Source organism: Gemmatimonas sp., assembly GCF_027531815.1.
In the GTDB taxonomy this organism is placed as follows: domain Bacteria; phylum Gemmatimonadota; class Gemmatimonadetes; order Gemmatimonadales; family Gemmatimonadaceae; genus Gemmatimonas.
In genome coordinates, this window is sequence record NZ_JAPZSK010000004.1 from 264891 (window position 1) to 286721 (window position 21831).

The 21831-nt window shown below is 68.0% G+C and carries 17 protein-coding genes; 9 read left to right on the top strand and 8 right to left on the bottom strand.

Annotation, left to right across the window (positions count from 1 at the left end; genetic code table 11):
- Nucleotides 1–47 precede the first annotated feature (47 nt).
- On the top strand, nucleotides 48–1379 hold the full coding sequence (locus O9271_RS05015; protein WP_298266659.1) for a VWA domain-containing protein: 1332 nt from the start codon (nucleotides 48–50) through the stop codon (nucleotides 1377–1379).
- 16 nt (nucleotides 1380–1395) lie between these two features.
- Here the strand turns inward: O9271_RS05015 and O9271_RS05020 are convergent, their stop codons facing one another.
- Nucleotides 1396–1794: an NUDIX domain-containing protein gene (locus tag O9271_RS05020; RefSeq protein WP_298266661.1), complete on the bottom strand. Its 399-nt coding sequence runs from the start codon at nucleotides 1792–1794 to the stop codon at nucleotides 1396–1398.
- Between the two features lie 13 nt (nucleotides 1795–1807).
- Complete coding sequence (locus O9271_RS05025; protein WP_298266662.1) at nucleotides 1808–3835, bottom strand: S9 family peptidase; 2028 nt, start codon at nucleotides 3833–3835, stop codon at nucleotides 1808–1810.
- A 122-nt stretch (nucleotides 3836–3957) separates the two neighbouring features.
- Here O9271_RS05025 and O9271_RS05030 point away from each other — a divergent pair, with 122 nt between their 5' ends.
- Genes O9271_RS05030 through O9271_RS05040 form a run of 3 tightly spaced genes read left to right on the top strand, consistent with a single transcriptional unit; the run spans nucleotide 3958 to nucleotide 8319 of the window.
- Nucleotides 3958–4686, top strand: coding sequence for an ABC transporter ATP-binding protein (locus tag O9271_RS05030; protein ID WP_298266664.1), 729 nt, complete (start codon nucleotides 3958–3960; stop codon nucleotides 4684–4686).
- A 38-nt stretch (nucleotides 4687–4724) separates the two neighbouring features.
- A complete protein-coding gene (locus O9271_RS05035) occupies nucleotides 4725–7079 on the top strand; it encodes an ABC transporter permease (RefSeq protein WP_298266667.1) in 2355 nt (784 codons plus the stop codon).
- A 31-nt stretch (nucleotides 7080–7110) separates the two neighbouring features.
- Nucleotides 7111–8319 (top strand): efflux RND transporter periplasmic adaptor subunit, encoded by a 1209-nt coding sequence (locus O9271_RS05040; protein WP_298266669.1) that lies wholly within the window; start codon nucleotides 7111–7113, stop codon nucleotides 8317–8319.
- A 57-nt stretch (nucleotides 8320–8376) separates the two neighbouring features.
- Here the strand turns inward: O9271_RS05040 and O9271_RS05045 are convergent, their stop codons facing one another.
- The 6 genes from O9271_RS05045 to O9271_RS05070 all read right to left on the bottom strand — a co-directional run bounded on the left by O9271_RS05045 (nucleotide 8377) and on the right by O9271_RS05070 (nucleotide 15878).
- Nucleotides 8377–9627, bottom strand: a complete 1251-nt coding sequence (locus O9271_RS05045; protein ID WP_298266670.1) for an MFS transporter — start codon at nucleotides 9625–9627, stop codon at nucleotides 8377–8379.
- Nucleotides 9628–9636: 9 nt separating this feature from the next.
- Nucleotides 9637–10515, bottom strand: coding sequence for an ABC transporter permease (locus O9271_RS05050; RefSeq protein ID WP_298266672.1), 879 nt, complete (start codon nucleotides 10513–10515; stop codon nucleotides 9637–9639).
- Nucleotides 10512–11648: an ABC transporter permease gene (locus tag O9271_RS05055; protein WP_298266674.1), complete on the bottom strand. Its 1137-nt coding sequence runs from the start codon at nucleotides 11646–11648 to the stop codon at nucleotides 10512–10514. Before O9271_RS05055 ends, O9271_RS05050 begins: the two co-directional genes overlap by 4 nt.
- A complete protein-coding gene (locus O9271_RS05060) occupies nucleotides 11645–13207 on the bottom strand; it encodes an ABC transporter ATP-binding protein (RefSeq protein ID WP_298266676.1) in 1563 nt (520 codons plus the stop codon). The genes O9271_RS05055 and O9271_RS05060 overlap by 4 nt, the downstream gene beginning before the upstream one ends.
- Nucleotides 13204–14253, bottom strand: a complete 1050-nt coding sequence (locus O9271_RS05065) for a BMP family ABC transporter substrate-binding protein (RefSeq protein ID WP_298266678.1) — start codon at nucleotides 14251–14253, stop codon at nucleotides 13204–13206. Before O9271_RS05065 ends, O9271_RS05060 begins: the two co-directional genes overlap by 4 nt.
- 116 nt (nucleotides 14254–14369) lie before the next feature.
- A complete protein-coding gene (locus O9271_RS05070) occupies nucleotides 14370–15878 on the bottom strand; it encodes a hypothetical protein (RefSeq protein ID WP_298266681.1) in 1509 nt (502 codons plus the stop codon).
- A gap of 93 nt (nucleotides 15879–15971) precedes the next feature.
- On the opposite strand from O9271_RS05070, the gene O9271_RS05075 reads away from it, so the two are divergent.
- The 5 genes from O9271_RS05075 to fahA are packed head-to-tail and all read left to right on the top strand — an operon-like array spanning nucleotide 15972 to nucleotide 21813.
- Entirely contained in the window at nucleotides 15972–17495 is a 1524-nt protein-coding gene (locus O9271_RS05075) for an L-aspartate oxidase (protein WP_298266684.1), read from the top strand.
- A gap of 29 nt (nucleotides 17496–17524) precedes the next feature.
- Nucleotides 17525–18535: a quinolinate synthase NadA gene (nadA, locus tag O9271_RS05080; protein WP_298266686.1), complete on the top strand. Its 1011-nt coding sequence runs from the start codon at nucleotides 17525–17527 to the stop codon at nucleotides 18533–18535.
- Nucleotides 18532–19491 (top strand): carboxylating nicotinate-nucleotide diphosphorylase, encoded by a 960-nt coding sequence (nadC, locus tag O9271_RS05085; RefSeq protein ID WP_298266688.1) that lies wholly within the window; start codon nucleotides 18532–18534, stop codon nucleotides 19489–19491. The genes nadA and nadC overlap by 4 nt, the downstream gene beginning before the upstream one ends.
- A 29-nt stretch (nucleotides 19492–19520) precedes the next feature.
- Nucleotides 19521–20462: a hypothetical protein gene (locus O9271_RS05090; protein ID WP_298266690.1), complete on the top strand. Its 942-nt coding sequence runs from the start codon at nucleotides 19521–19523 to the stop codon at nucleotides 20460–20462.
- 28 nt (nucleotides 20463–20490) lie between these two features.
- Complete coding sequence (gene fahA / locus O9271_RS05095) at nucleotides 20491–21813, top strand: fumarylacetoacetase (RefSeq protein WP_343213870.1); 1323 nt, start codon at nucleotides 20491–20493, stop codon at nucleotides 21811–21813.
- The last annotated feature ends 18 nt before the right edge of the window (nucleotides 21814–21831 follow it).

The window sequence follows — 21831 nt, forward strand, 5'->3', positions numbered from 1 at the left end:
AGACCCCGCCCCGACATTCCGCGCACCCTCCAACGTGGAGTTTGTGCATGGATTCAGTATTGCAGCTCGATCATTACGCCGTCGACGGTTCCCAATCACCCAATGGCACCCCCGGCGTCATCGTCCGGGTCTTGCTCACCCTCAGCGGTTCGGCGCCGCAGCATGCCACGCGCCCGCCCATCGGGCTCTCCTTCGTCATCGACCGCAGTGGGTCCATGGGCGGCGAACGCATCGACGCGGCGCGGTCGGCCGCCGCCCGTGCCGTCGAGCGCTTGCACCCAGACGATGTTGTTTCGGTCGTTGCCTTCGACGATCTCATCGAAACGGTGGCCATCCCCGATCGGCGTGCGCGTCACCAGCAGCTCGCGGCCATGCTGCAGCAGATCGACGCCCGCGGGTCCACGAACCTCAGCGGCGGCTGGCTGCGCGGACGCGAGCACATGCAGCACGCGCAGGGTATGATCGGCACGCTGCCCGGCTCGTCTCGCCGTATCCTCCTGCTCACCGACGGTCACGCCAACGTCGGCATCACCGATGTGAGCACGTTGGTGGAGCTGGCCCGCACCGCGCGCCGCATGGGTATCACCACCACCACCGTGGGGGTCGGCGAGGGGTACGACGACGCGCTCCTGCGCGCCATGGCCGACGCTGGAGGCGGCAGCGCCTGGTACATCGAACGACCCGACCAGTCTCACGATGTCCTGGCGGAGGAGCTGGGCAACCTCCTCTCCATCAGCGCGCAGGGCGTACAGGTGCAGCTGTCGCTCAGCGACGCCGTATCGGTAATCGTGGTGCATTCCGACTGGGCCACGTCGCATCCGGGTCCGGGCACGTTCGCCTTCGACTTGGGCGATCTCTATGCTGCCGAGCCCAAGCCTCTGCTGCTCGAACTCTTCGTGCCGCAGGATCGCCTCGCCCGCTACGAGTCGCAGCGTGAAGCCATCGCCACGCTGCACGTAAGTGCCGACGTGCTCACCACCAGCGGCAGCGTGGAACACCGCAGCACACGGCTCCCCATAGCGTCGTCGCTGGAAGGCCAGCGCCACCTCGAGCCAGACGTCGAATTCGCCGTTCTGCTGGCACGCGCAGCCAAGGCGCGGGAGACGGCGGCGCAGCAGCAGCGTCGGGGACAGGCGGAAGAGGCCAACCTCGTCATGCGCGCCGCCGAGGCCGACCTGATCAACAATGTCCTCGCCAATGATCCGCAGTTCAGTACCCAACTCGCGGCGCAGGCCGCCGACATGGCCGCCTTGGCCGACAAGTACGAGCAGCGGACCTATTCCGAAATGGATGCCAAGTATCAGATGCAGCGCACCTACAATCAGCGGCGAGGCAAGAAGTCGTACGACGACCTGCTTCAGCGCAAGCCACCCGAATAACGCGGCGCGTGAGACATCACCCGGCGACCAGCGAGGCCACGAATCGTGCGTCGCTGGGCGCCAGGGGGAGTGCGGCCAATACCACCGGCGAGCCCCACGTGAGCGCCTCGTGTTCCAGAGCGCGCGGCTCGCCCGCGATGCGCGTCGGCAGGAACACGATGTCATACGGCGAGTCGAGGTCTGCGATGACCATCAGCGGCGCCGCGACACCGACCACCACCACGCCCAGCTCCTCCTGCAGCTCGCGTCCGATGGCGTCATGATCCGACTCGCCGGGCTCGCACTTGCCGCCGGGAAACTCCCACAGGCCGCCATGACGCTTCGTCACCGGGCGCTGGCACACCAGCAGCCGGTCGTCGCGGCGAATGACCGCCGCCACCACCCGAATGCGCGCGCCGCTCGTCTCGCTGGTCACCAGGCGGCCGGTGTCATGGCCGCACTCCGGCCAGATGCTTGTCGTACCACGCGAGGTATCGGTCGTAGCGATCCCGAACGAAGCTCGGCCGGGTGATGCCGTGAAACTGTCCCGGATACACGATCAGCTGGGCGGGGACGCCCAGCGACGTGAGCGCCTGGTACATCTGCTCGCTGCCGGCAATCGGTACGTTGAAGTCCTTCTCGCCACCCATGAACAGCGTCGGCGTCGTGATGCGATCCGCCTTGTAGAACGGGTAGCTGACCTTCTCCCACACCTTCGGGTTCTTCCACGGTGCCCCGAGTTCGTTCTCGTACTGGAAGATGTACTGGTCGCTGCCGTACATACTCGTCTGCAGCGCACTGCCGGCACCGCTGGTGGCCGCCTTGAACCGCGTGGTGGTGGCAATCGTGTAGTCGGTGAGAATGCCGCCGTAGCTCCATCCGCCAATGCCGAGGCGGTTCGGGTCCACGAAGCCGAGTGACCGCACATGATCCACGCCGGCCAGCAGGTCCTGCACTTCCTTGTTGCCCCAGTCGGCGAAGATCGCCTTTTTCCACGCCTGACCACGCCCGCTGCTGCCGCGGTAGTTCACCTGCAGCACCAGATAGCCGTTGGCGGCAAACAGGTCGCGCTCGAACTGGAAAAGATGCTGGTCCTGCGCATTCGGGCCGCCGTGAATGCGCAGCAGCAGCGGGTACTGCCTCGTGGCGTCGAAGCCGGCGGGCTTGGTGAGCAGGGCGCCCACCGTCAGCCCGTCCCGGTTACGAAACTGCACGTCCTCGGTGGTCCCCAACTGCAGCGCGGCGAAGATGCTGTCGTTCACATGGGTGAGTGCACGAAGGGTGCTGGCATCCCATGCGAACAGCTCGGCCGAACGCTGTGCCGTACCCGTGTTCACCACCGTACGCCCACCGGGCGCCACATCGTACGACGTCACCACCCGCCGTCCGTCCACCAGGCGCGTGACGGCGCCGGTACTCACCGCTACCTGCGCGAGATGCTGCGCCCGGTCGTCGCCAATCAGCACGCGCAGTGACGTGCCGTCGGCCGACCACGACAGCTGGCTCACGTCGCGGTCGAGCGTCGCCGCCACCAGCCGGGGCGTACCGCCGCCGCTGGGGATGATCGCGATGGTGTTCTGCGTATAGGCCGACAGCTCGGGCTCGCTTGCCTGGAGGTAGGCGATCTGCGACCCGTCGGGGCTCCATGCCGCGCCCGCGTCGGGTCCGCGCCACGTGGTGAGTCGGCGCGGCGTGGCGCCGGCCACGGCATCGACCACGAAGAGATCGCTATTGTTGAAGCGGTCCGGGTCCCCGTCGGCGCGTTCGCTGGTGAATGCCAGGCGCGTGCCGTCGGGCGACCAGCGGACCTGTCGGTCGTCGAAGTCGCCCGTGGTGATCTGCACCGTCGACTTCGTCGTCACGTCCACGACCCACACGTGGTCGCGACGCCGGTCCAGATACCCGTCCCCATCGCGCTTGAAGGCGTAGCGATCGATCACGATGGGCTTTGGGGTACGCGCGCGCAGGGAATCGGGCTTTCCCTCATCGGGGTCGGGATCACGCGACACCAGGGCGATGCGAGTGCCGTCCGGCGACCATTCGTATTCGCTGATGCCGCCCTTGAGATCCGTCAGTCGCACGGCCTCACCGCCGGCCCGGTCAAGCAGCCAGATCTGTCCGCCCTTGGAGTCGTACCGTCCGGACACGAAGGCGAGGTAGCGATTGTCCGGGCTCCAGCGAGGATTGCTCTCGCTCTCCGGTGAGCCCGCCATCTTGAGGGTGCGCGTACCCTCCCAGTTCACCATCCACACATCGCTGTCGCTCCGGTCCTTCGCCGAGTCCACCGTCACCACCGTGTAGGCGATCCACTGTCCGTCGGGGGAGAGGCGACCGGCCCCTACGTCACGAAGCCGATAGATGTCGGTGGAGCGAAGCGGGCGACTGGTCGGTAGCGTGGCCTGAGCCTTGGCCGCCGTCGACAGGGCGCCCAAGGCCAACGTGAAGAGTGCGAAGGTGGGAAGGAGCGGGCGTCGCATGGCAGGATCCGGGTTGATGATCGGTGGCACGGATCGCCACCGGCGCGGGGAAAGATACCGCCTGCCGGTTTGTCCGGGGTCTGCCTACTTCCGACGGCGCACGGCCGCCATACTGTTGGCGCATGTCCGGCGAACTGCTGTTCCGCGCCCGGGGGCTCACAAAGGTATACGGCACCGGCACCGCACAGGTTGTGGCGCTGCGCGCCGTCGATCTCGACCTCATGGCGGGCGAGTTCGTCGTCATCCTCGGTCCGTCCGGAAGCGGCAAGTCCACGCTGCTCAACATTCTCGGCGGCCTCGATGTCCCCAGCGCCGGTGACGTCACCTTCCGCGATCATGTCCTGACGGGTGCCAGCGAGAACGCGCTGACGCAGTATCGCCGCGAGCACGTGGGTTTCGTCTTCCAGTTCTACAATCTCATTCCCGGGCTCACGGCGCTCGAGAACGTGCAATTGGTGACCGACCTGACCCGGAACGATCCCCATGAGCGTGGCGCCGAGGATCCCGCCGAGGCGCTGCGTCTCGTCGGTCTGGGCGACCGGCTCGACTTCTTCCCCGCCCAACTGTCCGGCGGCGAACAGCAACGGGTGGCTATCGCGCGAGCAGTGGCCAAGCGCCCGGACGTCCTGCTCTGTGACGAACCCACCGGTGCGCTCGATTTCGAGACCGGTATACTGGTGCTCGAGGCATTGCGCCGAGCCAACCGTGAACGGGGAACCAGCGCCGTGGTGATTACCCACAACGTGGGCATTGCCGCCATGGCGGACCGTGTCCTGCGGATGCGGAGTGGCGCGGTGATCGGAACCACCGTGAACGCGGCGCCATGTGAACCCGCGGACCTTTCGTGGTGACGGCCGTGCGACGCCTGGGGCACCCTTCCCTCATCTCGATGCTGACGCGCAAGGCGTGGCGCGACGTCTGGCATCAGCGCGGCCCCTCCATTGCCATCGCCGTCGTGGTCATGGTTGGTGTGGCGAGCTTCGTGGCGATGCAGTCGATGGTACCCCATCTTCGCGGCTCGCAGCAGCGCTATTACCAGACCGCACATTTCGCCGAGCTCTGGGTGTCGGTTTCGCAAGCACCGGACGCGCTCGCTGCCGAAGTGCGAGCCATTCCTGGCGTGAGCGCGTTGGAAACACGGGTCGCTGAAGATGTGGTGCTCGAGGTGCCCGGACTCGCCGGCCTGGCTACGGGCCGCCTGCTGAGTCACCCCACCAGTCGTGAGCTGGCCGTGAATCGTCTGCGCGTGCGCGCCGGACGGCTCATGTCGCCCTCGCACGACGACGAGGTCGTGATCAGTGATGGGTTCGCTACGGCCAACGGCCTTGCGCCTGGCGATACGCTCGGGGCGGTGCTGAACGGCCGCTGGCGTCGCCTCGAGGTGGTGGGGGTCGTGCTCACCCCCGAGTTTGTGATGGAGGTGCAACCCGGTGCCTTGTTCCCCGACAATCGGCGCTACGGGATCCTCTGGATGGCCGAGGGGGCGGCTCAGGCCGCCTTTGGCCGCGTGGGCGCGTGGAACGAGGCGACATTGACCCTCGATCGGACGGCTTCCGAAGCGGCCGTGATCGCCGCCGTGGATGAGCGCCTGGCGCGGTACGGTTCACTGGGTACATACGGACGCGGCGAACAGCTGTCACATCGCTACCTGACCGACGAAATCAGACAGGCGGCGGCGTTCGGTACCGCGGCGCCCCTCATCTTTCTCGGCGTGGCGGCCTTCCTCGTCAACCTCGTACTGGCGCGCCTCGTGGCGGCACAGCGTGAGCAGATCGGCATGATGAAGGCGTTCGGCATCACCAACGGCATGCTGATTCGCCACTACGCGCAGATTGCCCTCATCCCGGTGCTGCTCGGTGCCATCATCGGCACGGGGGTTGGCCTGTGGTTCGCCGGGCTGCTCGCAGAGTTGTACTCGCAATACTATCGCATGCCCGATGCGGCGTTCACTCCGCGTCTCGGGACCATCGCGGCGTCGCTCCTCGTGACCGGTCTCTCGGCACTGATCGGCACCGTGGGCGCGGTGCGGCGAGTCGTGCGGTTACCTGCCGCCGAAGCCATGCGACCGGAGGCGCCGCTGCGCTTCCGGCACACCTGGTTCGACCGGTCCTGGTTGCATCGCCGTCTCTCTCCCATGGCACGACTCACGGTACGCAGCATGCTGCGTCGGCCCGCGCGGGCGACCTTGGCCACTCTGGGCATGGCGCTCAGCATTGCGGTCGTAATGGTCGGTAGCTACGCGTACGATGCCATTGCCGTCATGCGCGATGTGCACTTCACCGAGATCCAGCGCGAGGATGTCGCGGTCACCTTTGCGCGCAGTGAAGGTGACGACGCCCTTCGCGAATTGGCGCACATGCCCGGCGTGCTCCGGGTCGAGCCACTCTGGTCCTTGCCGGTCAAGATCGGGCACGGCCCTCACGAACGGCGCGCCGCCATCACCGCCCTGATCCCCGGGGCCCGGCTGCGGCGCGTGGTCAATGGCCAGCGGCAGGAACAGGCGGTACCGGGCAACGGACTGCTCATGTCCGCCGCGCTCGCCGAACTGCTTGCCGTCGAGGCCGGTGATTCGGTGCAGGTACAGGCGCTCACCGGCGAGCGCCGCCTCCGCACGCTGATGATCGGGGCGCTGGTGCACGATCTGATCGGCACCGGCCTGTGGATGGGGCACGACGGGATGGAGATGCTGGCCGGCGGCACCGCGTACGACGGCGCGGTTCTCGCCGTGGACCCGGTGCTCACGGATCAACTCATCGCCCAGCTGCGGCGAACGCCCGGCGTCGCCAGCGTCGGGGAGCGCGCCGACGTGCTGGCGAGCTTCGACACGGTGATGCGCGACAGTTTCGGGGTGACCTTGCTCGCGCTGCTCGGATTTGCCGTCGTCCTCGCAGTGGGTGTGGTCTACAACACGGCCCGGGTTTCCTTGTCGGAACGGAGCCGCGAACTCACCAGCCTTCGTGTCCTCGGATTCTCGCAGCGGGAAGTCGCAGCAATGCTCTTCGGGGAGTTGGCGGTCCTCGGCGCACTCGCCGTGCCCCTCGGCTTCGCCATCGGCGCAGGGCTTGCCGCTGCCATGGCAGCGGGGATGAGCTCCGAACTGTTCCGGCTGCCGTTCACGCTGTCACCCCGTACCTACGGTTGGTCGGTGGTGGTGTTGGTCGTCGCCGGCATGGCGTCCTCGTTGCTTGTGCGACGGCGGCTGGATCACCTCGACCTCGTTGCGGTACTGAAGACCCGCGAATGACCACGCCGCAGCGATCTATCGGAGGATGTACATGTTGAGAACACGACGCGTCATGGTGGCGATCGGGATCACGGGGCTCGGCGCGGCGAGCTGGTGGTGGGTGCGGCGTCCGCCCGTTGTCGACGTCGAGATCGCGCTCGCGAGCGTGGGGCCGCTGCGTGTTTCGATCGAGGAAACGGGAACCACGCGCGTGCGCGCGCATACCGACGTGAACGCGCCCGTCAGTGGGCGCTGGGTACCGGCCACCGTGAAGGAAGGCGATGTGGTGAGCACCGGTACGCGTCTTGGCACGCTCTACCCGGCTCCGCTGGATGCATCGGCGCGGGAGCAGGCCACGGCGCGCGTGGGAAGCGCTGGCGCGTCCATCGCCGAGGCTGAGTCGAGGCGGACCGCTGCCCGCACGGCTCTGGACGAGGCGCGCCGTACGCAGGTCCGCGTAGCGGCGCTCGGCGCTGCCGGCGCCGTCGCGCCGGAGGAAGTCGAACGTGCGCGCGATGCCGTCTCGCTGCGGGAGAGCGACGTACACGCCGCCGACGAGCGACTCCGCGTGGCGCGGTATGACCTCGCCGTGGCGCGCGCTGCGCTTGCGGGAGCCACGGGCGCCGCCGGTGGCCTCACGCTCGCCGCGCCCATGACCGGGACCATCCTCGCCATCGCAGAAGCGCATGAGCGTGTCGTACCATCCGGAACACGCCTGCTCGAAATCGGCGACCCCCGCGACGTCGAGGTGCTCGTTCCGCTGCTCACGGCAGACGCGCTGCGTGTGCGGGAGGGGGCGAGCGTTCACCTGACGTTCGGCGCTGCGGCATCGACGCTGGAGGCGGATGGAAAGGACACCGTGGTCGGCCGAGTGGTGCGCATCGAACCGTCGGCCTACACCCGTATGTCGGCACTCGGTGTCGAGGAACAGCGGGTGAATGTGATCGTCAGTGTCCCGGCCACTGCCGTGCACGTCGGTGATCGTTTTCGCGCCGATGTGCGGATTACCGTGCGGGAGGCAGCCCGCGCGCTGCGTGTGCCCGCGAGCGCGCTCACCCGACGTGATGAGACCTGGACCATCTGGGTCGTCGCAAACGGACGGGTCGACCGTCGCCCCGTACAGCTCGGTGAGCGGGGGACAGATCTGGTCGACGTACGCGACGGGCTCCAGGCGGGAGATACCGTGGTCCTGTTTCCCGGAGACCGCTTGCGGCCACGCGCGCGGATTCGGGTGACTCGAACTACGTCGGCACCGCCCTGATCGTGGCGTGGTCCCGCCGAGTTCGCCAAGCTGAGTCTGCCCAACGGCTCTCTTCGCTCAGGGCTTGGCGGGCGACACGCGCGGCGCATACAACTCGAGGTCGCGCCCCATGAGCAGCGTGGCCAGCACCACGCTGGCACTGATCCAGAAGGGACTTCGCTGGCCGAAGGTGTCGAACGCGACGCCAAGGATGACAGGAAACGCCACCCGCGTCACCCCGCCGAACGTCTGCTGCACACCCATGTACAGGCCACGCTCCGCACTGCTCACGATGCGCGAGAGCATGGCCGTGACGCACGGGAACGTGAACGCCGTGCCCAGCGGCAGCATGCCCACCGCGAGCGCCAGCAGGGGGAGATTGGGGGCGAACGACAGCCCCACCAGGCCACCGGCCAGCAGGAGCAGACCGACACGACTGAGCTGCGGTTCGCCCACCTTGTCCACGAGGCGCCCCAGAATCAGGGCGCGCACCACGACACTGAGCACGCCGATGTACATGAAGAAGTAGCCGATCGTGTTCTCGGTCACGCCGAAGCGGTCCGCGAGAAAGAGCGCAAGTATGGCGGTGGTGCCCTGAAAGGCCCCGATGGCCAACGCATAGATGAGAATGAGCCGTGAGGCGGGTTCGCTGGGATGGCTCACCACGCGCAGCACCGCCTCGCGCGATCCCTTGGGCTTGGCCTTGGTACTGTCCCCGCCGGGCTTGCGAATCTCGGTCAGGTACTTCGACGCGAAAATCATGTTCACCACACACAACCCGGCAGCCACCAGCCCCGGGGTGTTCTTGCTCCAGAGCTGGACCCACGAACCGATCACCGGTCCCAACGCCACGCCGGCGTTGGTGGCCGCGGAGAGCCAGCCGAGACTCTTTGCGCGGTCCTCAGGGCGCGTGGCATCGGCGACATAGGCCTGAATCACGCTTACCGTACCGCCGCCCGCGCCCTGCACGATACGGGAGAGAAACAGCAGCCACAGACTGTCGGCGTACGCGAACACCACGTAGGCCACCGCGCTGGCGCCGAGTCCCACCATAAGGGCCGGACGACGTCCGTACTTGTCGCTGAAGCGCCCCCACACCGGCGCGCTGAGGAGCTGCGCCACGCTGAACGAACTCACCAGCAGCCCGACCACCGCACCGCCGGCCCCGAGCGTCTTGGCGTAGAAGGGGAGCAGGGGCAGAATCATCAACAGGCCGAGCATGTCGATGAACGCCGTGACCATCAGGACCGCGAGTTTGCCGAACGCCGACTTGCCGTCGTCGATGGGGTGTTCGTCGGTATGGGAATGCGGTGCGCTGCGCTGGCTCACGAGGTGGGGTCAGTCGGTCTTGCCAAGAGCGGCCGGGGCCACACTGCGTCCTACCACACCCGCCAGCGCCACGATGGTCAGCAGGTAGGGGATCATCTCCACGAACTGGCTTGGCACCAGCTGCGCGCCCTGCAGCTGAATCTGCAATGTCTCGGCAGCCGCGAACAGCAGGCAGCCCACGCCCACGCGCACTGGCTCCCACCGCCCGAAGATCACGGCGGCGAGGGCGATGAAACCGCGGCCAGCCGTCATGCCGTCGGTGAACTGATGCTGGTCCAGCGCCAGATAGGCGCCCCCGAGACTCGCCAGCGCGCCGGCGATGTAGAGCCCCTTGAGGCGCATGGGGTTCACGGCCACGCCCAACGTGGCCGCCGCCTCAGGCTTCTCCCCCACGGCCCGCGCGCGCAGCCCGAACGGCGTGCGGTACAGGAGCCACGCCAGCGCGGGCAGTGCCGCCAGGCCGATCCACACGACCGGATTGAGGAAGCTCGCGAACATGGCGTTCCCTGTGCCTTCGCCGCCGAACCCCGGTACGCGCGGGGAGTTGCTCGAACTGTCGAACACCAGGCGCAGGAAGTACCGCGTGCTGGCCGCCACGATGAGGTTGATGGCCACTCCCACTACCACCTGGTTCGCCCGGAACCGAATGGTGGAGACGGCGAGCAGGCTGGTGATGATGCCACCAGCAACAAGCGCGCCCAGCAGCCCGGCCCACGGGCTGTTGCCGTAGTAGCTCCCGAGGGCCGCGCCGAAGGCGCCCGCCAGCATGAGCCCCTCGAGCCCCAGGGCGATGATGCCCACCCGTTCCGACATCACACCGCCCGCTGCCGCCAGCAGGTACGGGATGGCAATGCGAATGGTCTGCAGCAGAAAGGCGAGCAGGATCATGCGCCGGCCCTCGTCGCGCCGGACGGATCTCGGCGGGCCAGCGAGGCCGTGACGCTCGCGGCCGCTGCCCGGATCTGCTGCTGCACTTCGGGCACGGCGGTGGCTACCGACAGAATGACGGCCGCCGTGAGAATGTCGGTGAGCTGCTTGGGCACCACGGCGTTCACGGCCAGGCCGCCCTGCGACAGCGTGGCGAACAGCAGCGCCGCCGCGAGAATGCCGAAGGGATGATTCCGCCCCACCAGCGCTACCGCGATGCCGAGAAAACCAGCGCCACCCGCGAACCCCTCTTCGTAGTAGCCCTTGTAGCCGAGCACGAAATTGACGCCACCCAACCCGGCCAGCGCACCGGACACGATCAGGCTCACCAGCCACACGCGCGGCACCCGAACTCCGCCGTACTCGGCAGCGTCCGGCTGCAAGCCGACGGCGCGCAGTTCATAGCCACGTTGCGTGCGGAAGAGATACCACCAGCTCACCACCGCGGCGCCGATGGCAAACAGCAGCGTGAAGTTGACGGCGCTGCCACGAAACATCGGGAAGGCCTCGGCCAGCCGGGGCACGGTCCCCGCCAGGATGTCGGGGGTGCGCAGCGTTTCCGGCAGGTGCAGCTTGGCGGACACGATCCAGTTGAGCAGCGCCAGCACGATGAAGTTGAGCATGATCGTGACGATCACTTCACTGGCGCCGAAACGCGCCCGCAGCGCCCCCGGCACGGCGCCGGTGGCACCGCCCGCCAGCATGGCGGCCCCGACGCACAACGGGACGGCCACGAGCGCGGGGGTCGTTGCGGGCAGCACCAGCCCCATCAGGGCCGCACCGAATCCGCCGGCCGCGAGCTGTCCCTCGGCCCCCACGTTGAAAAGTCCGGCTCGTCCCGCCACCGCGAACGCCAAACCGGTGCAGGTGAGGGTGGTGGCCTTGTAGAGCACCTGGCCGATGCCATAGGCGTTGCCCCACGTCCCCTTCACGAGCAGCGCCCAAACCGCCGCCGGTGACTCGCCAAAGGAGAGAATGAGCAAGTCCCCCAGCACGGCGGCGAGGCCAAGAGCCACCACGGCGGGCAACACGGCCTCCAGCACACGGGCGCCGCGCAACGACGGTGTTGCCGTATCGCTCACGCTACCGCTCATGCGGCCGCTCCGGTCATGAAGGGACCGAGTTGCTCGGCGGTGCAGCCGGCAGCCGGCAGCACCGCAACGAAGCGACCACCGTACATCACGGCGATGCGATCGGAGAGGGCCAGTACCTCCGGCAGGTCGGCACTTACCAGCAGGATCCCCCTGCCGGCGTTGCGTGCCGCACGCAGCTGCTCATGGATGAATTCGATGGCGCCCACATCCACCCCGCGCGTGGGCTGCGCGGCCAAAAGCACACTGAAGGCGCGTCCCATTTCCCGCGCAATCACGATCTTCTGCTGGTTGCCGCCCGAGAGCGCGCGCGCCGGCAGCGCGGCCAGTGGCGGCCGGATATCGAAGCGCTGCACCTGTTCGGCGGCGTTCGCTGCGATGCGTGCGTGATCGAGGCCACCGCGGCCGCCGAAGTGATGCTGTCGACCCAGAATGAGGTTGTCCGCGATCGAATAATCGAGCACCAGTCCTCGCCGATGGCGGTCCTCCGGGATATGCGATAGCCCGCGATCGGCGCGCTCACGCACCGACAACCGGGTGAGATCGTGCGTTCCCAGCAGCATCTGTCCCGCCTGCGCACCGCGTAGGCCGGCGATGGCCTCGAGCAACTCCGTCTGTCCGTTGCCCTCCACGCCAGCGATCCCCAGGATCTCCCCCGCGCGCAGGTCGAACGACAGGTCGAGGACGGCAGGGGTGCCGCGGTCGCCGCGTACCTGGAGGCCACGCACCTGCAGCAACGGCTCGGCCACGGGGCCGCCGGCGACCGGGGCACCGTGCGCCGAGTCTTCGCGCACGGCGCCAACGGCATCGAGATGCAGGTTCACGTCGCGCCCCACCATCGCGCGCGCAATGTCACGCGGCGTTACCCCCTTCGTGGCAAAGCGCGAGACGGTCGTCCCGGCACGCATGACGGTGATGTGATCGGACACGGCAATGACTTCATCGAGCTTGTGCGTGATGAGCACCACGGTGCCACCAGCCTCGCACACGGTGCGCAACACCCCCCAGAGTTCCTGCACCTCCGGCGGTGACAGGACAGCGGTGGGCTCGTCGAGAATGAGCACGCGCGCTCCGCGGTAGAGCGCCTTGAGAATCTCGACGCGCTGCGCCTCACCCACGCTGAGATCCGCAATGCGTGCCCGCGGGTCCACGTGCAGGCCGCAGCGACGGCACAACGCCTCCACTTCGACCACGGCACGGTGCAGGTCGATCGTCACTCCCTTGAGCGGCTCGCTCCCCAGCACCACGTTCTCTGCCACCGTGAGAGTGGGCACGAGCATGAAGTGCTGATGCACCATGCCCACACCGGCCGCGATCGCCTCGGTGGTCTTCCACCCGGTGACATTGCGGCCGTTCACCTCCACGGTGCCGCCGTCGGGCTTGAAGAGCCCCGCCAACACCCGCATGAGGGTACTCTTGCCGGCGCCGTTCTCGCCCACCAGCGCATGGATCTCGCCGCACGCCACCTCGAGCGACGCATCCCGGTTGGCCACCACCGCGCCAAACGTCTTGATCACGCCGGCCATGCGGATGGCTGGCGTGTCGTGGCTTGCGGCACTCATCGCGACTCCGGGCGGCTGGACGGCACGACAATGCGTCCGGCGACGATGTCCGCGGTGAGCGAATCGAGTCGCGCCCGCACGGTGGGAGGGATCAGCGCGCGATTGTTGTCGTCGTAGATATACCCCACGCCGCGTTCGGCAAGACCGAATTGCTGCACGCCCCCGGTAAACGTGCCGTCCTTGACCGATTGCACTGCCGCGACCACCGACGCGTCGATCCCCTTGACCATGCTGGTGAGGATGAAGCCCGGGGCTTCGCTGTACTGATCGGCATCGACCCCGATGGCGAGCTTGCGTGTGGTGCGCGCGGCCTCGAAGACCCCGAGTCCGGTGGAGCCGGAGGCATGGAAGATCACATTCACCCCCTGGTTGTACATCGCCAACGCCATCTCCTTGCCGCGGCCGGGGTTGCGGAACGCTTCGGGGGTGACGCCGGCGTAGTTGGCAATGACCGTGCAGTCGGGGCACACGTACTCGACGCCCGCGCGATAGCCGGCCTCGAACTTGTGGATGAGGGCGATATCCATGCCTCCCACGAAGCCCACTTTCTTGCTCTTCCCGACCAGCGCCGCGAGCGCGCCCACGAGGAACGACCCCTCTTCCTCGCGGAACTTGAGCGCGCGCAGATTGGCTGGCAGCGGTAGCGGGCTGCCGGTGGAATCCAGCGGCACCGACATGTCCACGTTCGCGAAGCGCACCTGGGGATACTCGCGCGCCAGCGCGAGCACGTCGTCGGTGAAGATGAAACCCACGCCGATCACGAGGTCCATGCCCTCGGCGGCGAGCAGACGAAGCCCCGCTTCGCGGTCGGAGCCTTCGCCGGGTTCGATGTACGTCACCCGGGCGCCCAGCTCACGCTCGGCGCGCTCGCCGCCCTGGTAGGCGCCATCGTTGAATGACTTGTCCCCGCGGCCACCCACGTCGAACACGATGCCGACATCGAGGCCATCGGTCGTGTCGGCAACCGTGGCACCGGCCGGCCGGATGGTGAGAAGCGCGAGGTGGGCGAGGAGGAGCGCCCCGATCAGATAGAGGGTGCGGCGCATGGCCCCGAAGGTTCGCCGTCCGGTGCTCCGGCCGGAAGCCCTTGGCGCCACAAGAACGGGCCACGGGGGATACCCGTGGCCCGTTCTTGTGGCGCCCACCCTGCGAGGGCGGTCGGCTACTTGATCGGCTTGTACCGGTAGGCGTAGATCTTCTGCCCGGTCGCCTTGAGCTCCACGTTCTTCCGGTCGCCCTTCTTGAGCGCCCCCGTCTCCGCGGTGGCGCTGGCAACCAGGTTGCCGGCTTCATCGAGGAACTCCGCTGTCACCGTGTACGAACCGGTCGCGGCCACCTGCTCGAGGGCCAGCGTCAGCGTGGCCTGCTCGGCCCCGCGCGAGAAGCCGGCCACCTCCACCTTCACCGGCAGGTTTTCGGCGAACGTCTGGTACTTCACGAGTGAGTCGGTCCACGCCTTCTTCTCGGCCGGAAGCTTGGCCGACTTCCCCATCCCCTGGGACGCATAGGCGAAGAACATCCAGGCGTCGTAGTTGTTGGGGTCGAGTGCCACCAGCTTACGACTCGGGTCAAACATTTCCTTGAAGCGATCCTTGCCGTACAGGGTGGCGGCGAAATTGCGCAGGCCGTCACGGCTATTTGGATTCTTCTTCACCGACGCCTCGAACAGCTTGAGCGCGTCGTCGCTCTTGTTTGCACGTGTGGCAATCACCCCGCCTACGGCGAGGGTCATGTCGCTCTGCTTGTCGGGGTTGGCGAGCATCTCGGCGTACACCTCTCCCATGCTCGCCGTGTCCTTCGACAGCGTGAGCGCTTCGGCCCAGTTGTTGTAGTGGTTCGGCACATCCGGGCTGTCGGGCGCATTGGCGATGAGCGCCTTGAACGACCCGGCCGCGTCCTTGGCCAGAGCAACCTGGTCCGCGCCCTGAGCGCTGCCCGCCAGTTCGAGCTGCGTCATGGCCACGTAGTACATGGAGCCGCTCTTGAGGTCCCGGTACGACGTATCGGAACCGGCCCGCTCGATGACATGGCGCCAGTGCATGATGGCCGCCTTCTTGTCGTTCTTCAGATTGGACACGTTCGCCAGCACATAGTGCGCGTACGGGCCATCGCTCAGCAGCATCGACCGCTTGGCATAGTATTCGGCCGAATCGAGCTTGCCGGCGCTCGAGGCCGTGAGCGCCGCCTGCGTCTGGGCCAGCCACAGCTCGTTCTGGCGCTGCGCCTTGATGTCGGCTTCGCAGGCCGGCGAGGCGGCAACGATGGCCTTGTAGGCCGCGTCCGTCGCCGTGACGAGATCGATCGCTTCCGTGGGGCTGCTGACCAGCCCGATGCTGCTGCGCACTGGAGCCGCCGGCTGGCCGGGCTCGAGGGCCCACATCTTGTACACTTCACTGAGCATGAAGTGATAGCCGGCCAGGTTCTTGGCGTACCGCTCCGGCTTCGTGTCGAGCTCCTTCGCCAGGGTCATCAGCAGCTTCTTGCGCTGATCGGCGTTCTGGGACGACTTGGCCTGCTGGTACGACAGCGACAGCATCGCCAGCTCCTTGGGCTGGTTCAAATCGATGTTGCACGACGCCGATACGCCGCCCGGCTGGGCGACGGCCGTCGCGGGGACAGCAGTGATGAGCGACGCAGCGGCCGCGGCACCAGCGATGAACGTCAAACGCATGACGTCTCCTGAAAGCGAGAGAGCAGGGGAGTCCGGCCGGGTTCCCGGCCAGGGGTTCAGTTGGGGACCAGATGTCCTTTGATTGAAACTACTATGACCGAACGGATCCGCACCCGGTTCCTGGTGATTGGCAGCGGAGTGGCGGGGTTGCATACGGCCTGGCGGGCGTCCGCCCATGGCTCGGTGACGGTGCTCACCAAGCGCACCCTCTTCGACTCGGCGACCGCCTACGCACAAGGAGGCATCGCCGCCGCGCTCGGGGCCGGCGACAGTCCCCACTTGCACCGTGAGGATACGCTCGCCGCCGGTGCCGCGCTGTGCGACCGGGAGGCCGTCCAGATACTCGTGGAGGAGGGGCCGGCGCGGGTGCGTGAGCTGCAGGCGGCCGGTGCCCGCTTCGACCTCGACCCCGACGGGGACTTCAAGCTGGGCCGGGAAGCCGCCCACTCCCGTCACCGCATCGTGCACGCCCGCGGTGATCAGACCGGCGCCGAGGTGGCCCGGGCACTCGTGGCCAAGGTGCAGGAGTCTGCGGCCATCGACGTGCGGGAAACCGCCCGGGTGCTCGATCTGCTGCTCGTGGACGAGGGCGACGGCGTGCAGGTGGCCGGCGTTCGCGCCTCGCTGGCCGGTCGCGCGGTCGAGGTCGTGGCCGACGCCACGGTCCTCGCCACCGGGGGCTGCGGGCAGATCTTCCGCTACACCACCAACCCCCAGGTGGCCACGGGCGATGGCTTCGCCATGGCGCACCGGGCGGGGGCGCGTCTCGCCGACATGGAGTTCGTGCAGTTCCACCCCACGGCGCTCGATACCCCCGAAAACCCGCTGGCGCTCATCTCCGAAGCCGTCCGAGGCGAAGGGGCGATTCTGCTCAACGCCCGTGGCCAGCGGTTCATGCCGGCGCGGCACCGCCTCGCCGAACTGGCCCCGCGTGACGTGGTCGCCCGGGAGATCTTCCGCGAGCAGCAGGCGCACGGTCGGGTGTTCCTCGAAGCCACGAAGCTGGGTACGGGCTTCGCCGCCCGCTTTCCGGGCATTTTCGCCCTGTGTCGGGCTCGCGGTATCGACCCCAGCTGCGAACCCATTCCGGTGACCCCGGCGGCTCATTACATGATGGGTGGGGTCGTCACCGATCTGGCCGGCCGCTCCAGCCTGCCGCGGCTGTACGCCGTGGGGGAGGTGGCCCGGACCGGCGTGCACGGCGCCAACCGCTTGGCCTCCAACTCGCTCCTCGAAGGGCTGGTGTTCGCCGAACGGGTGGCCCGCGACCTCAACCAGACCCCAGAACATCTCCCGGTCCCTGCGCCGGACTCGTGGGACGTGCCGCCGCTCGCCGACCGCGGAGCGGCCCAAGTGGCCGCCGATGAGATCCGGCAGCTCATGTGGGACCACGCCAGCATTTCTCGCACGGCCGCCGGGTTGCGGCGCTGCCTCGCTGCGCTGCAGCGGGTCGGCGACCGTCTGGCTCCCGGGGCCACCGAAGAGCGCAATCTCCACACCACGGCGCTGTTGGTGACCGAAGCGGCCCTCCTGCGCAAGGAGTCGCGGGGAGGGCACTTCCGGAGCGATTTTCCACGCACCCGCCGGAAGTGGCAGGGGCGACACATCACCTGGTAACGACCACCCCACAGGCGACCGGCCGCAGCATGACCATTCTCGAAGCGCACTACGATCCCGCTCTCGCCGCCGAAATCCGCGCTCTCGCCAAGGCGAGGAACGCGGTCATCCTCGCGCACAACTACGAGCGGCCGGAAATCCAGGACGTGGCCGACTACGTGGGCGACTCCCTGGGGCTCTCGCGTGAGGCCGCGCGTACCGATGCCGACGTGATCGTCTTCTGCGGCGTGCACTTCATGGCTGAGACGGCGGCGATCCTGTCACCCCGGAAGACCGTCCTGCTCCCCGATCTGGCGGCGGGATGCTCGCTGGCCGCCACGATCGACGCCGAACAGCTGCGCGCCTGGAAGGCCGAACACCCCGGCGCCGTCGTCGTTGCGTATGTGAACACCACCGCCGAAGTGAAGGCCGAGAGCGACTACTGCTGCACGTCGGGCAACGCGGTCGAGGTGATCAAGGCGATCCCTGCCGATCGCGAGATCCTCTTTCTCCCCGACATGTTCCTGGGCGCGCACGTGCGTCGCGAAACGGGACGCGACAACATTCACGTGTGGCTGGGCGAGTGTCATGTGCACGCGGGGATCGACCCCGAGCACATTGCCCGCACGCGCGCCCAGCACCCGGGAGCGGAGTTCCTCATTCACCCCGAATGCGGCTGTGCCACCCCCGTCGTGGAGGCAATCAGCGCCGGTGCCGTGGACCCGCACAACGTGCACATCCTCTCCACGGAAGGGATGATCCGGCGCCCCGCGCAAACCGCGCAGGATACGTTCATCGTGGCCACGGAAGTCGGCATCCTGCACCGCTTGCGGCGCGAAAACCCGCTCAAGCACTTCATTGCCGCCAATGATCGTGCGCAGTGCTCGTACATGAAGGTCACCACGCTGCCGAAGGTGCGCGACGCGCTGCGCGACATGCAACATCGCATCACGGTGCCGGATGACGTCGCGGCGCGCGCCCGTACGGCCATCGAGCGCATGGTCAGCATCGGCGGTACGGCGGGCGTCAGCCCGTTCGGACCGGAGGATCCGGGCGAATGAGCGCCTTTCACCCACCGCTGCGACCCACCCCGCCCACGTCGCAGGCATCGATCGCCCCGCGAACGATCACCCCGCTCGACACGCCGGTGGTCCCCTCGTCGCCGCTGGCGTTTCCCCTCGACGCCACCGACACGACCGCACGGGTACGGCAGGCGCTGTTGGAAGACGAGGCCTTCAACGACGTGTCCACGCTCGCCACGGTCGTGAGCACCCGGCACGTGCGCAGCGCCATCGTGGCTCGCCGCGGCGGGGTCGTAGCCGGTGTGCCGCTCGCCATCGAGGCGTTCCGGCAGCTCGACTCCGGCATCACTGTCCGCATCGAGGCCGAAGATGGCACGCGTATTGGTGCGGGCGGCACCGTCCTGGCGCTCACCGGCCACGCGCGCGGCATGCTCTCGGCCGAGCGCACGGCGCTCAACTACCTGCAGCGCCTGTCGGGGATTGCCACGTTGACGCGTCGCTTCGTCGAGGCGGTGCAGGGCACGGGAGCACGGATTCTCGACACCCGCAAGACGACGCCCGGATGGCGCACGCTCGAGAAGTACGCCGTCCGCGCGGGCGGTGGCACGAACCACCGTCTCGATCTGCGCAGCGGCGTGCTGATCAAGGACAACCATCTGGCGGCCATCGGGGGCGATATCGCCATGGCGGTGCTGCGCGCGCGTCAGCTCGCGATGCCGGGCACCCCCGTTCAGGTCGAATGCGACACCCTGCTGCAGGTCGAGGCGGCCGTCGCCGCCGGTGCCGACGGGGTGCTGCTCGACAACATGACGCTGGACGCGTTGCGCGAGGCGGTGGGAATCTGCCAGGGGCGCGTCATCACGGAAGCCTCCGGTGGGGTGACGCTCGACACCGTGCGCGCCATCGCCGAAACGGGGGTGCAGTGCATCTCCGTGGGCGCGCTGACGCATTCGGCGCCGGCACTCGACCTCGGCCTCGACTTCGACGGGCTCTGACCACGCGCGCCACTGTCACCACTGCCCCCATGCCTGTTCGCCTCCCGCCTCTCACCGAACGCCCTGCCCGCCTGTTGCTCGAGGGCATCGTGGACTACGCCGGCCTCTTTCCTCCCGCCGGGCTGGGGATGACGAAGGCCGTGCGCAACTTCGCGCATTATCGCGCCGGCGGCACCGGCTGGATGCTCGGGCGCTTCGTCTGTCCCGCGGCGCGGTTGCCCGAGTTCTCCGCGGCGGCCGATCCCCTGTTGCCGCGTGATGCGGGCGCCATCCCGTGGCGCCTCACGGTCACCGGCAGCGGACACGTGGAGGCGGATCTCGAGGCCATGCGGGCCTTCAACGAACGGCACCGTGTCTGCTTCGACGAGTGCGGGGCGACGGCCGACAGCTACGAGGTGCGGGTGTCCGGTGTCGAGGAGATCGTCGCGCTCCATCAGCAGGTGCCGGCCACGCTCACCACGTGGATGGAAGTCCCGCTCGACGAGCAGTGCGGGCAGTATGTGGAAGCCATCGCGCGCACCGGTCGCCGTGCCAAGATGCGAGCGGGCGGCGTGACGCCGGACGCCTTTCCGTCATCGGCCAGTATCGTGACCTTTCTCCGGGCACTCCTCACCTGCAATGTGGTCGCCAAGGCCACGGCCGGCTTGCACCATCCCTTGCGCGGCGTGCATCGGCTGACCTACGAACCCGACGCGCCCACCGGCCGCATGTTCGGCTTTCTCAACGTCCTCCTGGCCGCCGCCGTCATGGCGGACGGGGCTCGCGATGTCGTCGTGCAGCAGGTACTCGAGGAGACCAACCCGGCCGCCCTGCAGGTCAATGACACGCATCTCGCCTGGCATGGCCCCGACGACGCGGTAACCATCACGCGCGCCACGCTGCAGCAGGTACGCGAGCGCATGATCGCCAGCATCGGCTCCTGCTCCTTCACCGAACCGGTGGACGAGAGTCGCGCCCTCGGATGGGTGTGACGTGACCTCCAACTCCGCCGGGATCGGCATGACCTCAGGACACCACGGCTTCGCCAGCAGTTGGGTGGCGTCGGCCAACGGCCACACCGACTTTCCGCTGCAGAACCTCCCCTTTGGCGTCTTTCGCCGCGCCGGCACCACGGAACTGCCGCGTGTGGGCGTTGCCATTGGCGACGAGATCCTCGACGTGTCGGCGTGTCTGGCCGCCGGATGCTGCGATGAGGCCGAGCCGCTGGCCCGGGAAGCGATGCGCGCCTGTGCGTCGCCGGCGCTCAACGCCCTCATGGCCATGGGCACGGCAGCCCGCCGCGCTCTGCGCCGGGCGCTGCTCGACCTGCTGGACGTGAACACCGCCGGACATCGTCAGCTCACCGCACGGCATGCCCTCGTGCCGCAACGGGACGCCGAGCTCCTGCTGCCGGTACAGGTCGGCGACTACACCGACTTCTACGCCTCGGTGCATCATGCGACCAATGTGGGCAGCATGTTCCGCCCCGATCAGCCGCTGCTGCCGAACTACAAGTGGATCCCCATCGGCTATCACGGCCGGGCCTCGAGTCTGGTGCCGTCCGGTACCCCCGTGGTGCGACCGCGTGGACAGCGCAAAGGGCCGTCGGACGCCGAACCCACCGTGGGCCCCTCACGCTCACTCGATTATGAACTGGAGCTCGGTGCCTTCGTGGGCACCGGCAACCCGCTCGGGAGCGGCATCGACGTCCACCAGGCCGAGGACCATTTGTGGGGCCTGTGCCTGCTCAACGACTGGTCGGCGCGTGACCTGCAGGCCTGGGAGTACCAGCCACTGGGCCCCTTCCTGGCCAAGAACTTCGCCAGCACACTCGGGGCCTGGGTGGTGACGCTCGAGGCCCTCGAGCCCTTTCGCGCCCCACTGGCTGCACGGGCCGCACATGATCCCGCGCCGTTGCCGTACCTCGCCAGCGAGCACGATCGCCTGTACGGGGGCTTTGCGATCACGGTGGAGGCGTGGCTGCGCACGGCGCGCATGCGCGCCGCCGGCGAACCGTCGCACCGCCTTTCCCACGGAACCTCGCTCGATCTGTACTGGAGTTTCGGGCAGATGCTGGCGCACCATGCCAGCAGCGGCTGCAACATGCGACCCGGGGATCTGCTGGGCAGTGGCACGATTTCCGGCCCCGCGCGCGACAGCCGCGGGTGCCTGCTCGAGTTGACCTGGCGCGGGGCCGAGCCCATCACCCTCCCCAACGGTGAGACGCGCGCCTTCCTCGAGGATGGCGACGAACTGACGCTCACTGCGTTCGCGGAGCGCGACGGGGTGCCCCGTATCGGCTTCGGGCAGTGCAGCGGTGAGGTTCGCGCCGCCCTCGCGTGAGGTCGAGCGGCTGATTCG

Bases quoted from the DNA above. Each gene is read 5' to 3' on its own strand.
- O9271_RS05030 (WP_298266664.1), top strand. From the start codon at position 3,958: ATGTCCGGCGAACTGCTGTTCCGCGCCCGGGGGCTCACAAAGGTATAC.
- nadA (WP_298266686.1), top strand. From the start codon at position 17,525: ATGACCATTCTCGAAGCGCACTACGATCCCGCTCTCGCCGCCGAAATC.
- O9271_RS05090 (WP_298266690.1), top strand. From the start codon at position 19,521: ATGCCTGTTCGCCTCCCGCCTCTCACCGAACGCCCTGCCCGCCTGTTG.
- O9271_RS05070 (WP_298266681.1), bottom strand. From the start codon at position 15,878: ATGCGTTTGACGTTCATCGCTGGTGCCGCGGCCGCTGCGTCGCTCATC.
- fahA (WP_343213870.1), top strand. From the start codon at position 20,491: ATGACCTCAGGACACCACGGCTTCGCCAGCAGTTGGGTGGCGTCGGCC.
- O9271_RS05025 (WP_298266662.1), bottom strand. From the start codon at position 3,835: ATGCGACGCCCGCTCCTTCCCACCTTCGCACTCTTCACGTTGGCCTTG.
- O9271_RS05060 (WP_298266676.1), bottom strand. From the start codon at position 13,207: ATGAGTGCCGCAAGCCACGACACGCCAGCCATCCGCATGGCCGGCGTG.
- O9271_RS05040 (WP_298266669.1), top strand. From the start codon at position 7,111: ATGTTGAGAACACGACGCGTCATGGTGGCGATCGGGATCACGGGGCTC.
- nadC (WP_298266688.1), top strand. From the start codon at position 18,532: ATGAGCGCCTTTCACCCACCGCTGCGACCCACCCCGCCCACGTCGCAG.
- O9271_RS05065 (WP_298266678.1), bottom strand. From the start codon at position 14,253: ATGCGCCGCACCCTCTATCTGATCGGGGCGCTCCTCCTCGCCCACCTC.
- O9271_RS05055 (WP_298266674.1), bottom strand. From the start codon at position 11,648: ATGAGCGGTAGCGTGAGCGATACGGCAACACCGTCGTTGCGCGGCGCC.
- O9271_RS05050 (WP_298266672.1), bottom strand. From the start codon at position 10,515: ATGATCCTGCTCGCCTTTCTGCTGCAGACCATTCGCATTGCCATCCCG.
- O9271_RS05075 (WP_298266684.1), top strand. From the start codon at position 15,972: ATGACCGAACGGATCCGCACCCGGTTCCTGGTGATTGGCAGCGGAGTG.
- O9271_RS05015 (WP_298266659.1), top strand. From the start codon at position 48: ATGGATTCAGTATTGCAGCTCGATCATTACGCCGTCGACGGTTCCCAA.
- O9271_RS05035 (WP_298266667.1), top strand. From the start codon at position 4,725: ATGCTGACGCGCAAGGCGTGGCGCGACGTCTGGCATCAGCGCGGCCCC.